This window comes from Pseudonocardia yunnanensis (assembly GCF_039534065.1).
In the GTDB taxonomy this organism is placed as follows: Bacteria; Actinomycetota; Actinomycetes; order Mycobacteriales; family Pseudonocardiaceae; genus Pseudonocardia; species Pseudonocardia yunnanensis.
Map to the genome: position 1 here is coordinate 14,538 of NZ_BAAAUS010000060.1, position 13,680 is coordinate 28,217.

General features: G+C 70.9%; 10 protein-coding genes. 6 read left to right on the forward strand and 4 right to left on the reverse strand.

Features of this window, described 5'->3' with window-relative positions:
* Nucleotides 1–11 precede the first annotated feature (11 nt).
* Together ABD743_RS40440 and ABD743_RS40445 are read right to left on the reverse strand one after the other, a co-directional pair.
* Nucleotides 12–956 (reverse strand): phosphotransferase family protein, encoded by a 945-nt coding sequence (locus tag ABD743_RS40440; RefSeq protein WP_344729374.1) that lies wholly within the window; start codon nucleotides 954–956, stop codon nucleotides 12–14.
* Between the two features lie 76 nt (nucleotides 957–1,032).
* Complete coding sequence (locus tag ABD743_RS40445; protein ID WP_344729376.1) at nucleotides 1,033–2,094, reverse strand: tellurite resistance/C4-dicarboxylate transporter family protein; 1,062 nt, start codon at nucleotides 2,092–2,094, stop codon at nucleotides 1,033–1,035.
* Nucleotides 2,095–2,190: 96 nt separating this feature from the next.
* Between ABD743_RS40445 and ABD743_RS40450 the strand changes: the two genes are divergently transcribed.
* From ABD743_RS40450 to narI, 4 genes are read left to right on the forward strand one after another with little or no spacing between them, the layout of a single operon-like run.
* Nucleotides 2,191–5,883: a nitrate reductase subunit alpha gene (locus ABD743_RS40450; protein WP_344729377.1), complete on the forward strand. Its 3,693-nt coding sequence runs from the start codon at nucleotides 2,191–2,193 to the stop codon at nucleotides 5,881–5,883.
* Between the two features lies 1 nt (nucleotide 5,884).
* Nucleotides 5,885–7,558 carry a nitrate reductase subunit beta gene (gene narH, locus ABD743_RS40455; RefSeq protein ID WP_344729379.1) on the forward strand — a complete coding sequence of 558 codons (1,674 nt, stop codon included), beginning with the start codon at nucleotides 5,885–5,887 and terminating at the stop codon, nucleotides 7,556–7,558.
* Complete coding sequence (gene narJ, locus ABD743_RS40460; RefSeq protein ID WP_344729381.1) at nucleotides 7,555–8,196, forward strand: nitrate reductase molybdenum cofactor assembly chaperone; 642 nt, start codon at nucleotides 7,555–7,557, stop codon at nucleotides 8,194–8,196. Before narH ends, narJ begins: the two co-directional genes overlap by 4 nt.
* Nucleotides 8,193–8,912 (forward strand): respiratory nitrate reductase subunit gamma, encoded by a 720-nt coding sequence (narI, locus tag ABD743_RS40465; protein WP_344729383.1) that lies wholly within the window; start codon nucleotides 8,193–8,195, stop codon nucleotides 8,910–8,912. The genes narJ and narI overlap by 4 nt, the downstream gene beginning before the upstream one ends.
* 27 nt (nucleotides 8,913–8,939) lie before the next feature.
* Here the strand turns inward: narI and ABD743_RS40470 are convergent, their stop codons facing one another.
* Together ABD743_RS40470 and ABD743_RS40475 are read right to left on the reverse strand one after the other, a co-directional pair.
* The gene (locus tag ABD743_RS40470) at nucleotides 8,940–10,433 is read right to left on the reverse strand and encodes a PucR family transcriptional regulator (RefSeq protein WP_344729386.1); all 1,494 of its coding nucleotides are present in this window, start codon (nucleotides 10,431–10,433) and stop codon (nucleotides 8,940–8,942) included.
* Nucleotides 10,430–11,527, reverse strand: a complete 1,098-nt coding sequence (locus tag ABD743_RS40475; RefSeq protein ID WP_344729388.1) for a DUF917 domain-containing protein — start codon at nucleotides 11,525–11,527, stop codon at nucleotides 10,430–10,432. Before ABD743_RS40475 ends, ABD743_RS40470 begins: the two co-directional genes overlap by 4 nt.
* Nucleotides 11,528–11,888: 361 nt before the next feature.
* On the opposite strand from ABD743_RS40475, the gene ABD743_RS40480 reads away from it, so the two are divergent.
* Nucleotides 11,889–12,686, forward strand: coding sequence for an alpha/beta fold hydrolase (locus tag ABD743_RS40480; protein ID WP_344729390.1), 798 nt, complete (start codon nucleotides 11,889–11,891; stop codon nucleotides 12,684–12,686).
* 85 nt (nucleotides 12,687–12,771) lie between these two features.
* Nucleotides 12,772–13,659 carry a tryptophan 2,3-dioxygenase gene (locus tag ABD743_RS40485; protein WP_344729392.1) on the forward strand — a complete coding sequence of 296 codons (888 nt, stop codon included), beginning with the start codon at nucleotides 12,772–12,774 and terminating at the stop codon, nucleotides 13,657–13,659.
* The last annotated feature ends 21 nt before the right edge of the window (nucleotides 13,660–13,680 follow it).

Consider the following 13,680-nt stretch of genomic DNA (forward strand, 5'->3'; position numbering starts at 1 on the left):
GATGCCGCCCACTAGAGGTTCCGCAGCCGGTCGTCGAACTGTGGGTCGCGCAGGGCTGCCCGGGCGCGCAGGAACTGCCAGTCGGAGAACTTCGTGTACTCGTGGGTGCCCGGGCGCGCGGCGTCGGCGTAGGCGCCGACGAGGCCCCAGCGGACCGAGTCGGCGATGCCGTAGACGCGGCAGCGGTCGAACAGGGCGTCGTCCGAGGTCCCCCAGTACATCTCGAACACCGCCCGGGCGTCGACGTCGGGCGCACGAAGCTCCTGCAGCAGCACACCGAGGTCCTGCAGCGGGTCCATGAGCGCGGCGCAGTCCCAGTCCACCAGGCGAAGGCTCCCGTCCCCGTGCGTGATGAGGACGTTGGAGACGTTGCCGTCGCCGTGGCAGGGCACGAGGTCGTAGCCGCTCGCGGCGATCCGCTCCTCTGCCGGGCCGAGCATGCGCACCATCCACGGAAAGTCCTCCGGCAGCTCGCCGCCGGCGTCGACGACGAGCCGGTGTGCGGCGCGTATGTCGTCGAAGACCGTGGCGCGGCGGGTGCAGCCGGGGAGCCTGTGCACTGCCCGCCGTAGCGCCACGAGCTGCTCGACGCTGTCGAGGTCGTCGAACCGGTCGAGTGTGGCGGTGGCGGCGAGCCCGGTGAGGTCCTCCATCACGAGCAGCCCGCGGTCGACGTCGGCGAGGTGGACCCGGGGTCCGATCCCGGCGTCGCCCGCCTCCACGGCGAGGGCGAACGCCGATGCGAGATCGACGTAGGCGTGCGCGTGCGGCTCCATGACCTTCACGAACGCTGCGGTGCCCACGAGCTGGTCGGGAACGGGCGAGCGCACCGACCATCGCCGAGAGTCGGCTCCCCACCAACTGGGGCTGGCGATCGTCACGGCCGCATCGAGCACCAGCTCGGCGCCGCGCCACAGCCCGGCGGCTCCGAGGGTCTCCTGCACCGTCGCGGTCACCGGCCACACCACCATGGAGACCATCATGCTTCTTCGCGACGACGGTGAGCCGTTCGAGCGTGGCGGGGATGCTCGGTCAACCGGCGGTTGTCGCGCGCGTGACGTGGTGGATGAGGCCGAAGAAGGTCGCTGCCCACGCGACCAGCGCGATCGCCAGCGCCACCACGGGTAGCCAGGCGAGCATGCCGAGCTCGATCGCGAGCCTCATCTTGAAGGTGGCGACCGCATACATGCCCAGCGGGAAGACCAGCGCCCAGTACGAGGGGTGATAGCGCAGCGGGAAGCGGTTCACCACGTGCTTCCACACGCCGATCGCGACCATGAGTGGGAACCAGAACGTCGAGGTCGCCCACGCCAGCACGACGAACAGCTCGATCGCGGGTGCCATACGTTCGAGCAGAGGGTCCGCGGTGCGGGCGAGGAGCAGATTCGACCCGGCCAGCGCGGTGATCGCCACGGCCCCCGCGGCGATCCAGGTAGGCGGGTCCTCGTCGGCAAGGCTGAGCCGGTAGAAGGTCCAGCGCGCGAAGATCATCGTCATGACGATGACGTAGAGCAGGATTCCGAGGCAGAAGAACGCGAGGCAGGTGAAGGCGAGGGCTTCGCCGCCGATCTGGGGTAGCAGCAGTGCGCCGAGCACGACGATCGACTCGGTCGAGACGGTGAGCAGGAACCAGGTTCCGTTGATTCCCGCGGTGAAACCGGGCTTCTCCTCGCGCAGCACCACAGCGATGAGCGTCGTGTAGATCAGCACCGCCCACAGCGCGACCCCGACCCACCACAGGGCCAGTGCGAGCTGCCACCAGCCGAAGAGGATCAGGCTCGCCGCGCCGAGCACCTCCGTGCCTGCCACGGCGGTGGTGAACGCGAAGCCCTTGGCATGGCTCGTGATGTCGGCCGTCACGAGCCTCGGGTAGCGGACGAGCCGGGCGGTCGTGAGCACCGCGATCACGACGTAGGCCGCGGCGGCGACGACGTAGAGCGCCTCGCCGAGCCAGGGGATGCCGAGCGATCGGCACCCGATCGCGATGATCCCCGTGGCCATCACCATCGCGAAGTAGCCGGGGAAGTACGACGCCAGCGGGCTCGGCGCGGGCTGGGCCTCGAGGCCCGCCTCCGCGCTCGTCGGCTTGGCCATCTCGCCTCCTCGCGGGCGTCCGTCCAGGTCAGCGAGCCAGCGTAGTCCCAAGGGTGGCTGTATTGTGATGGTGATCACATCCCTGGGGAGGCCCGGATGGCGGTCCGAGGAGGCGATCGGGAGGCGACCGACGGCCCAGTCGTCGATGCTCTACTGCGAACGGGGCGCTTCTTCACCCGCCGCTCCGTGTCCGACGATCTGCGTGCGGTCTACCGCGAGGGTGGCCGCGACGGCGACGTCTTCTACCGCGACCGGTGGAGCCACGACAAGGTCGTCCGCTCGACCCACGGGGTCAACTGCACCGGCTCGTGCTCGTGGAAGGTCTACGTCAAGGACGGGATCATCACCTGGGAGAGCCAGGAGACCGACTACCCGTCCGTCGGGCCGGACTCCCCGGAGTACGAGCCGCGCGGCTGCCCTCGTGGCGCGGCCTTCTCCTGGTACACCTACTCGCCCACCCGGGTGCGGTACCCGTACGTGCGGGGTGTGCTCGCCGAGATGTACCGGGAGGCGAAGGCGCGGCTCGGAGACCCGGTGGCAGCGTGGGCGGAGATCACGGGCGACCCCGACAAGCGGCGGCGCTACCAGCGCGCGCGGGGCAAGGGCGGCCACGTCCGTGCGACGTGGGACGAGGCCGTCGAGATCGTCGCCGCTGCTCACGTGCACACGATCGCCACCTACGGACCCGACCGGATCGCGGGCTTCTCGCCGATCCCGGCGATGTCGATGGTGAGCCACGCGGTCCGCTCGCGGTTCATCGAGCTGATCGGCGGGTGCATGACGTCGTTCTACGACTGGTACGCCGACCTGCCGGTGGCCTCACCGCAGGTGTTCGGCGACCAGACCGACGTCCCGGAGTCGGGGGACTGGTGGAACGCCACCTACCTGCTGATGTGGGGCTCCAACGTGCCGATCACCCGCACGCCGGACGCCCACTGGATGGCCGAGGCCCGATACCGGGGGCAGAAGGTCGTCGTGGTCTCGCCGGACTACGCCGACAACACGAAGTTCGCCGACACGTGGCTGCCCGCCCAGCCCGGCACCGACGGCGCGCTGGCGATGGCCATGGGGCACGTGATCCTCACCGAATTCTTCGTGCAGCGCTCGGTGCCGTTCTTCACCGACTTCGTGTCGCAGTACACGGACATGCCGTTCCTCGTGACCCTCGACAGCCACGACGGCGGCTTCGTGCCGGGGCGGTTCCTCACCGCGGCGGATCTCGGAGACAGGTCCGAGGAGGCCGCATGGAAGACGGTGCTGATCGACAAGCGCACCGGAGAGGCCGTGGTGCCGAACGGGTCGCTGGGCTTTCGCCACGCCGAGTCCGGGATCGGACGCTGGAACCTCGACCTCGCCGGTGTCGTCCCGCAGCTGACCGCCTCGGGGAAGGACCGCGCGGTCGAGGTGCTGTTGCCACGCTTCGACGCACTCGACGGATCCGGTGCCGTGGTGCACCGGGGTGTCCCGGTCATCGAGGTGGGTGGGCGGCTCGTGACCACCGTGTTCGACCTGATGCTCGCCCAGTACGGCGTGCGCCGCGAGGGCCTGCCCGGTACCTGGCCTGCCGGATACGACGACCACGCAGAACCCTGCACCCCGGCGTGGCAGGAGCCGATCACCTCGGTGCCGGCGGCCCAGGCCGTGCAGGTGGCGCGCGAGATCGCGCGCAACGCCGAGGAGTCGCAGGGCCGCACGATGATCATCATGGGCGGCGGCATCTGCCAGTGGTTCCACGGTGACGCCACCTACCGGGCGGTGCTGGCGCTGTTGATGCTCACCGGGTCGATGGGCCGCAACGGGGGCGGCTGGGCGCACTACGTCGGGCAGGAGAAGTGCCGCCCGGCAAGCGGCTGGGCGACGATGGCGACGGCGGGCGACTGGCAGCGCCCGCCACGCACGATGATCGGCACGGCGTACTGGTACACCCACACCGACCAGTGGCGCTATGACCGCTACCGCGCCGATGCCCTCGCCTCGCCGCTCGCGCGGGGCCGGCTCACCGGGATGCACACGATGGACACGGTCGCGTTGTCGGCGCGGCTGGGCTGGATGCCGTCGTACCCGCAGTTCGACCGCAACCCCCTCGACCTCGCCGACGAGGCGGCCGCAGCGGGGGAGGAGGTGCCCGCGCACGTCGCGCGCAGGCTGCAGGAGGGCAGCCTGCGGTTCGCGGTCGAGGATCCCGACGCGCCGGAGAACTGGCCGCGGTGCCTCACGCTCTGGCGGGCCAACCTGCTCGGCTCGTCGGCCAAGGGCGACGAGTACTTCCTGCGCCACCTGCTCGGCACCCACGACAACCTGCGCGCCGAGCAAGCCCCTCCCGGCGTGCGCCCCCGCGACGTGCACTGGCGCGAGGAGACACCACCGCAGGGCAAGCTCGACCTCTTGCTCTCGCTCGACTTCCGGATGACCAGCTCCACGCTGCTGTCGGACGTGGTGCTGCCCGCGGCCACCTGGTACGAGAAACACGATCTCAGCACCACCGACATGCATCCCTTCGTGCATGCGTTCAGCCCGGCGATCGATCCACCGTTCGAGTCCCGCACCGACTTCGACGCCTTCCACGCCATCGCCCGCCGGTTCTCCGAGCTCGCCGCCGCCCGGCTCGGTACCCGTCGTGACGTCGTCGCGGTGCCGCTGCAGCACGACACGCCCGGTGAGACGGCGCAGCCCGGTGGCGAGGTCCGCGACTGGCGGGCCGGCGAGGCCGAAGCGGCCCCTGGACGCACCATGCCGGGGTTCGTGGTCGTGGAGCGCGACTACGCGGCGGTGGCGGACAAGATGGCGACGATCGGGCCGCTCGTGGAGCGGCTCGGGATCAGCACGAAGGGCGTCACCTACCACCCGGACGTCGAGGTCGCCGAGTTGGCGGCAAGCGGTGGTGTCATGCCGGAAGGGGTGGGCGCGGGGCGTCCGGCGATCGACACCGACGCCAAGATGGCCGAGGCGATCCTCGCGTTCTCGGCCACGACGAACGGCAGGCTCGCCGTCGCGGGGTTCCGCGAGCTCGAGCGGCGCACCGGAATGCGACTCGCGGATCTCGCCGAGGGCAGCGAGGAACGACGGATCTCGTTCGCCGACACGCAGGCCCGGCCGGTGCCGGTGCTGACCAGCCCGGAGTGGTCGGGCAGCGAGACCGGAGGGCGCCGCTACGCGCCGTTCAGCGTCAACGTCGAGCGGCAGAAGCCGTGGCACACACTCACCGGGCGCATGCACTTCCTGCTCGACCACGAGTGGATGCACGAGTTCGGTGAGACGCTGCCGGTCTTCCGCCAGCCCCTGGACATGCACCGGCTGTTCGGCGAGCCACGCATCGGCGACGCCGGTGGCACGTCGGTGACCGTGCGCTATCTGACGCCGCACTCCAAGTGGTCCATCCACTCCGAGTACCAGGACAACCTGTTCATGCTCTCGCTGTCCCGCGGCGGCCCGACGGTGTGGCTCAGCGAGGCGGACGCGACCGCGATCGGGGTGCGCGACAACGACTGGGTGGAGGCGGTCAACCGCAACGGCGTGCTGGTCGCCCGCGCGATCGTCACCCATCGCCTGCCCACCGGCACCTCGTTCGTCTACCACGCCCAGGAGCGGCTGGTGAACGTGCCGCTCTCGGAGACGACCGGGCGACGCGGAGGGATCCACAACTCACTGACCCGGATCATGCTCAAACCCACGCACCTGATCGGCGGCTACGCGCAGCTCTCCTTCGCCTTCAACTACCTCGGACCCACCGGCAACCAGCGCGACGAGGTGACGGTCGTGCGCCGCCGCGAGCAGACGGTGAGGTACTGACATGCGTGTGATGGGGCAGATGGCCATGGTCATGAACCTCGACAAGTGCATCGGCTGCCACACCTGCTCGGTCACCTGCAAGCAGGCATGGACCAACCGCGCGGGCACCGAGTACGTCTGGTTCAACAACGTCGAGACCCGTCCCGGGCAGGGCTACCCGCGGCGGTTCGCCGACCAGGAACGCTGGCGCGGCGGCTGGGTGCGCAACCGGCGCGGCCGACTCGCGCTGCGCGCCGGCGGCCGGATGCGCAAGCTCTTCTCGATCTTCGCCAACCCGGTGCTGCCGACGATCCAGGACTACTACGAGCCCTGGACCTACGACTACGAAACCCTCACCGAGGCTCCACTCGGCGAGGACTTCCCGGTGGCGCAGCCGCGGTCGTTGATCTCCGGACAGCCGATGGCCGTGGAGTGGAGCGCGAACTGGGACGACGACCTCGGCGGTGCTCCCGAGCTCGCCCCGCTCGACCCGATCGTCCAGCGGCTGCGGCGGGAGTCCGAGGACGCCGTGAAGCTGTCCTACGAGCAGGCGTTCATGTTCTTCCTGCCCCGGATCTGCGAGCACTGCCTCAACCCGTCGTGCGTGGCGTCGTGCCCGTCGGGGGCGATGTACAAGCGCGCCGAGGACGGCATCGTGCTCGTCGACCAGGACCGCTGCCGCGGCTGGCGGATGTGCGTCACCGGCTGTCCGTACAAGAAGGTCTACTTCAACCACCGCACGGGCAAGGCCGAGAAGTGCACCCTCTGCTATCCACGGATCGAGGTCGGCCTGCCCACCGTGTGCAGCGAGACGTGCGTCGGGCGGCTGCGCTACCTCGGGCTCGTCCTCTACGACGCCGACCGGGTCGCCGCGGCGGCATCGGTGGCCGACGAGAAGGAGCTCTACCGCGCCCAGCTCGACGTGCTCCTGGACCCGCACGACCCGCAGGTGCTCGCCGCGGCCCGTCACGACGGGATCCCCGAGGACTGGCTGGACGCGGCCCGCCGCTCGCCGGTGTACCGCCTCGCCAAGGTCTACCGGGTGGCGCTGCCCTTGCATCCGGAGTTCCGCACGATGCCGATGGTCTGGTACGTCCCGCCGCTCTCGCCGGTGGTCGATCGCCTGACCGAGACCGGCCACGACGGCGAGGACGCCGGCAACCTGTTCGGTGCCGTCGACGCGCTGCGGATTCCGATCGGGTACCTGGCGGAGCTGTTCACCGCGGGCGACCCGGCACCGGTGCGGGAGGTGCTGCTCAAGCTCGCCGCGATGCGCTCGTACATGCGTGACGTCACGCTCGGCCGTGACCGCGACGAGTCGATCGCCACGGCTGTGGCCACGACCGGCGCCGACCTCGTCGAGCTCTACCGGCTGCTCGCGATCGCCAAGTACGAGGAGCGCTACGTCATCCCCACGGCGCACGAGGGTGAGGCCCAGCAGCTCGAGGAGCTGGCCTGCAGCCTCGACCACGATGGCGGGCCCGGGATGCTCGACAGCGGTCCGTTCGGCGAGTCGTCCGGTCGTCCGTCACCGGTCTCGGTCGAGACCTTCCACGCGTTGCGCGACCGGCAGACCAGCGATGCGGTGTCGCCGACCGGCGGCCACGGGGGCCGGGTGAACCTCCTGAACTGGGACGGCCGCGGCCGTCCCGACGGCCTGTTCCCACCCCGTCGTGACGGGACGGGTGGGCAATGAGCGGCGAACGCGAGAGCGCGGTGGTCCTGCAAGCGGCGTCGGTGTGCCTGCAGTACCCGAACCACCAGGTACGCGCCAACTTTCCCCTGGTCCGCGAGGCCCTCCAGGGCATCGACGCACCCGCCCGGACACCGCTGCTGCGCTTCCTCGACGTCGTGGCGGGCGAGACCGAGACCGACCTCGCCCGCCACTACGTCTCGATCTTCGACGAGCGCAGGCGGTGCTGCCTCTACCTGACCTGGTGGTCCGACGGCGACACCCGACGCCGGGGCGCGGCGCTGGCGGCACTGAAGGCGCGTTTCCGGGAGGCCGGCGTAGAGCTCACGGGAACCGAGCTGCCCGACTTCCTGCCCGTCCTGCTGGAGTTCGCCGCCACCACCGACCTCACCGGCGGGCTGGCGTTGCTGCAGGAGCATCGCCCCGGGCTCGAACTGCTCCGGCTCGCACTCCGCGACGCAGGCACGCCCTACGCCGAGCCCGTGGCCGCGGTGTGCACCCTGCTGCCGGGCCCGTCGCCCGAGACCGTGGCGGCGGCCAAGGAGATGGCCCGGCGGGGACCACCGCGTGAGCAGGTGGGGCTGGAGCTCATGCCCTTCTCGATCGCACCCGACACGATCAGGCAGGGAGACCACCGATGACGTTGCTCGACGTGATGCTGTGGGGCGTGCTGCCGTACGTCATGGTCGTGGTGCTCGTCGGCGGGACGATCTGGCGGTACCGCTACGACAAGTTCGGCTGGACCACCCGGTCCTCGGAACTCTACGAGTCACGCCTGCTGCGCATCGGCAGTCCGTTGTTCCACTTCGGAATCCTCGTCGTCGTCATCGGGCACGTGATCGGGCTGCTCATCCCGGAGAGCTGGACCTCGGCGATCGGGCTCACCGAGCAGGGCTACCACGTCCAGGCCTTCGTGCTCGGTGGCATCGCCGGAATCTGCACGCTGGTCGGGCTCGGGATCCTGATCTACCGCCGCCGCACCACCGGACCCGTCTTCCGCGCCACCACCCGCAACGACAAGCTGATGTACGTCGTGCTGGTGGCGGCCATCGTCGCCGGGCTGGCGACCACGCTGCTCGGAGCCGGCGGGGGCGAGGAGCACAACTACCGCGACTCCGTCTCACCGTGGTTCCGGTCCTTGTTCGTGCTCCAACCCGACATCGAGTCGATGGCACGGTCGAGTCTCGCGTTCAAGATCCACACGCTGATCGGCATGGCACTGTTCGCGCTCTGGCCGTTCACCCGCCTCGTGCACGCCTTCACCGCGCCGATCGGCTACCTCTTCCGTCCCTACATCGTCTACCGCTCCCGGACCGGCGGGCGGCCGCCGCGACGCGGGTGGGAACGAGTGTCCTGACTGCACCGGCGGCCGTGCCCCGGACCGTCAGGTGTGGAACAGCACGCTGCGGCAGGCCAAGTGCAGGGCGAGCCGCTCGTCGGGGTCGGTGAGCTCCATCCCCAGGAGCTCCTGGGCCCTGGCGATCCGGGCGGTCACGGTGTTGCGGTGGACGCCGAGCACCGCGGCGGTCTCGGTGAGCGAGGACTCCGCGTCGAGGTAGGCCGTCAACGTGGTGAGCAGGTCACCGGGCTGGTCGCGCAGCGGCTCCAGCATCGAGCGGGCGGCCGGGAGGAACGTGTCGGTGCGGGTCCAGCCGAGCAGAAGCTGACCGAGCCCGAGCCGGTCCACGTGAACGAAGTAGCCACTTGCGGAGCGGGCTGCTGCCAGCCGCGCGGCATCGTCCGCCTCGCCCAGGGTGCGGGCGAGGCCGGTGGCGCCGCGATGCACGCGCCCGACGCCCATCGCGCTGGGCAACGAGGAGCGCAGCAGCCACTGGGCTCGGCGGACGACCGTCGCGTGCCGTTGGAGCTGCTCGGCCGCCGGTTCGTCGGGGAAGGTCGACCATGCGGCCCACCCCGAGCCCTGCTCGACGACGAACGCGCGCAGGTGCGCGGTGTCGAACGCGCGCAGCACCTCCGGCCTCATGGTGACAGGGTCGACCGTGCCCGGCACGTCGATCCGGATCCCCACGTGCCAGCCCTCGAGCTCCCAGCCCGCGTCCAGGGCGCGGCGGCGGGTGACGGCGTCCAGCTCGGCCGGGGCCTGCACGAGCTCCGTGAGCAGGGACATCCGCAGGCGCGCGTCGCGCTCGACCGCGAGCCGCTTCTCGGCCATGCGCTGGCCCACGGCACCGACGGCCACACCGAGGGCGGCCTCGACCGCCGCGCGCTCGGCGGGCAACCCGGTCGGTACGGCCACGGCGAGGGAGCCCGAGCGAGGCCGGTCGGTTCCGACGGACCGGCGCAGGACCGTGACTACCGCCGACGCGTCGGGCGGCCCCGGTTCGGGCCCTGCGGCCACGCCACCCGTGCCGTCGAGCAGCCAGACCGGGCGCCGCCACACCCGGGCGAGCCCGGCCACGAGCTCGTCGACGCCGCCGGCGACCGCGGCGCAGACGGCCGCGGTGCGCGTCACCAGGTCGGCCACCACCTGGTCGGGCTCGCGCAGCAGGCGGGTGGCAGCCAGCGCACTCGCGAGGGGGTCGTCCGTTCCGAGGACCATGAGCCCGACCCGGTCGGCGAGCAGGTGGCTCGCAATGCGCAGAGATTGTGTGCCAGGCAGCAGCACGGCCACGACGCGGGCCGCAGCCGCCCGCCGCAGCAGGACGTCGAGGTGCCAGTCCTCCCGGTCGCCCGACAGCGCGACGGCGAGCAGCGCGCCAGGTGGCCCGGACGGGTCGGCGCGCAGGTCGGGCACGGTGCGTACGTCCCGGACGACGACGGGCGACTCGGCGTCGCCCGCCAGCACGGTCGCGCCGGCCCAGTCGGGGTGGGCGAGCAGCGCGCGCAGCGCCACCGGCGGCGGACCGGGACCGGTCATGCCGGGATCTCGGTCCTGTCGGGCAGTGTCACGGCCTCGGGCAGCAGCACGGGGTCGCAGTCGAGCCCGAAGGCGCGCGGGTCGACGTGCCGCAGCCGCTGCGCGCTCGCCCGCCACCACGGCGGCCCGGGCAGCACCACCGCGAGCACGTCGTCGCCGGGCCGGAGGGCGTCCACCGCGATCGGGGCGGCCGTGCGGCGGTCGAGCAGGCAGATCAGGTCGGGGCAGCTCGCCACCGGCTCGCCGTCGACCAGCGCCAGCAGGTACTCGTTCTCGGCCTCGATGCGCAGCACGCCACCGGCCGGGCGGTCGTCCAGCACGGCGATCCCGGCCCGACCGAACGAGACCGAGGGGTGGCGGGCGATCTCGACGGTCCTGCCTGCGGCCAGCACCCGGCCGGCGAGCGCGGTGGCGACCTCGTCGGCGGTCGGCCGTACGAGCGTCGCGTGAGCGCGGCCGAGCGCGAGGGCACGGGCGAGGGTGCCGACGCACGCGTCCGTGTGGGCGCGACTCGCGGGTACCGGGGCGAGTGCGCCCCCGGCCCAGCCACCGCCCTGCGCCACGACGCTGCGGGCGAGCCGTTCCAGCGCGGCGGGGCCCGCGTCGTCGACCAGCACGATCTCGCCGGTGGGCTCGGCCATCGCGTACGGCGTGATCGGGCCACCGGCAACGGCGCGGGTGAGCTGGTCGAGACGGGGGAGCGCCCGGCCCATGAGGTCGGCGTCGAGCAGCGGCAGACCGAGCTCACACGCGGCGGCCACAGCCATCGCGCCGTTGAGCCCGGCGGCCTCGTAGGGCATGACCGCGGCCGGTTCCACACCCGTCCAGCGCGCGAGCGCACGCACCGCCGTGAGGATCTCCCGGCCGCTCGGCAGCTTCTCGGTGAGCACGCGGGTGGCGCCGAGCATCCCGACGGCGACGACGGGCGCGTCGCCGAGCTCGGCCGGATCGTGCAGCACCACCTCGGACCGGGCCAGCGCGTCGCGCAGGGCACGGCGGAACAGCTGCGGGTCGCCACCACCGCCCGAACCGAGGAGCGTCAGCCCGACCACGAGGGCGTCGACGTCGTCGGCCCCGAGTCGCGCTCCCGTCACCTGTGCATAGTCGCAGTCGTCCGTCACGAACGGGTGAACCATTGCTCATGGGTTCGACCGCCGCCCCCATGCCCCTGCGGTGCGGACCGTCGCTTGCCGAGCCCACCAGAACATGATCAGCTCGGTTGCACCGGAATCGGCGAAAATGGCATATTTCCGGTTCCAAAGTTGACTCGGCGGCGACGAGGGGTCTTCAGCTCAGCTGAATCCTTACCGGGCGAGGAGCGCGCGAAAGGTGGGAACGGTTGCCGCGACTCTGAACTCATTGCTCTCGCCGGCGGCACCCACCCGGTCCAGCCTCGAGGAAATGCCACTCGGGGGTTATTGCCGGGCCGCATTTGAGAAGATCAATATGGGGGCCATGCAGGGGGCGCTTTTCAAGCACACCACCTCCGCCGACGGCACTCCCATCGGGTGGCGTCAGCTCGGCACCGGCCCTGCGATCGTCATCGCACACGGAGCGATCTCGACCGGCGAGCAGTGGCTGCCGGTCGCCCAGATCCTCGCCGAGCACTACACCGTCATGCTCGTCGACCGCCGTGGTCGTGGACTCAGCGGCGACGCGGCGGATTACGACCTCTCGACCGAGGTCGCCGACCTCGACGCCGTGCTCGCCGCCGCGGGACCAGGAGCGGCGGTCATCGGCCACTCGTACGGCGCGATCATCGCCGCTGCGGCGGCAGCCGCCGGAGCCGACATCTCCGCACTGATCCTCTATGAGCCTCCCCTGCCGGTGGTGGACCTGATCGCGGGGGACGCCTGCACGTCCTGTGCCGCCGCGGTCGCGGCCGGGGAGCACGAGCGAGCGCTGTCGATCATGCTTACCGACATCGTGAACATGGACGAGCCCGATCTCGCGGACCTGCGCCAGACCCCGATGTGGGAAAGGATGGTCGACCTCGTCCCGACGTTGCCGCGCGAGTTGCGCGCCATCGACGGGCTCGTCGGCGACCTCGATCGGTTCACGACGATCCAGCAGCGCACCTTGCTGCTGCTCGGAGAGACGACCGCGCAGTACCAGGTCGACGCCACGCGGTTCCTCGTCGAGAGACTGCCTGCGGCCACTCGGGTCGAGATCCCCGAGCAGGCACACTTCGCCCACGTGGCCGTGCCCGGCACGGTCGCCGATGCCGTGCGCTCCTTCCTCGGCGGGGCCTGACCGGCTATGCCCGCGCCCGGCGCGTATCCCGCCTGCCGACGTCGCAACATTCTTGTTGGTTCGTGAAAGAGTCGAGGAGACGGCCATGTCTTCCCTGCAGCCCCCGCAGGACACGCGCAACGGGAAGAGGATGCTGCTGAACCATCCCGGCCCCGGTGATCCCGATGAGCAGACGCCATACAGTTCGTACCTGTGCAGCGAAGTGCTGCACACCCTGCAGAGGCCCCTCAGCGACAGCCCGGCCGAGCCGGCCTTCATGGTCAACGCGCAGGTCATGGAGCTCTATTTCGGACTGATCGTCCACGAGGTCCGGACGGCCCAGGGCGAACTTCGAAGCGAACAGCTCGGCCAGGCCACGGCGACCCTGCGCCGGACCGCGGCTCACTTTCGTGCCCTGAACGGGAACTGGTTGTCGCTCTCGTGGATGACCCCGGTCGATTTCGGCCCGATCCAGCGCGGGATCGCAGAGGTTCATGGCAGGCGACAGTTCAGTGCCCTGCAGTCGTGGATGTTCCGCTGGATGGCGTTCCTGCTGGGGAGCAGATCGACCGACGGGCTCGCCTCCCTCGAGGGCACCCCGACCCGCCTGCGCGAGCTGCGCGAGATCCTCGGTCAACCCACCCTCTACGACGACGTGCTCGGCCTTCTCACCCGAAGCGGTCACCCGATCTCCGCGGACCGCCTGCAGCGGGACTTCGCCGCCCCGTACGTGCCGCACCCGGAGGTGGGCGAAGTGTGGCGCACCGTCTACCAGGCTCCCGAGGAGCACGGGGAGCTCTTCGCGCTGGGCGAGACGCTGGCAGACATCGCCGAGGAGCTCACCACCTGGAAGTACCGGCACCTGATGTCGGTGCGCCGGACGTTCGGGAATCGGGACGGTTACTTCGGCGAGCCGACAGTGGCCTGGTTGTCGCCGACGCTCGACGAGATTCCGTTTCCGGAGCTGTGGACCGCCCGGGCTGCGGTCGAGTGACCACTCCTGCAGTGTGAGCTC

Bases quoted from the DNA above. Each gene is read 5' to 3' on its own strand.
- ABD743_RS40485 (WP_344729392.1), top strand. From the start codon at position 12,772: ATGTCTTCCCTGCAGCCCCCGCAGGACACGCGCAACGGGAAGAGGATG.
- ABD743_RS40450 (WP_344729377.1), top strand. From the start codon at position 2,191: ATGGCGGTCCGAGGAGGCGATCGGGAGGCGACCGACGGCCCAGTCGTC.
- narI (WP_344729383.1), top strand. From the start codon at position 8,193: ATGACGTTGCTCGACGTGATGCTGTGGGGCGTGCTGCCGTACGTCATG.
- ABD743_RS40445 (WP_344729376.1), bottom strand. From the start codon at position 2,094: ATGGCCAAGCCGACGAGCGCGGAGGCGGGCCTCGAGGCCCAGCCCGCG.
- narJ (WP_344729381.1), top strand. From the start codon at position 7,555: ATGAGCGGCGAACGCGAGAGCGCGGTGGTCCTGCAAGCGGCGTCGGTG.
- ABD743_RS40480 (WP_344729390.1), top strand. From the start codon at position 11,889: ATGCAGGGGGCGCTTTTCAAGCACACCACCTCCGCCGACGGCACTCCC.
- ABD743_RS40470 (WP_344729386.1), bottom strand. From the start codon at position 10,433: ATGACCGGTCCCGGTCCGCCGCCGGTGGCGCTGCGCGCGCTGCTCGCC.
- narH (WP_344729379.1), top strand. From the start codon at position 5,885: ATGCGTGTGATGGGGCAGATGGCCATGGTCATGAACCTCGACAAGTGC.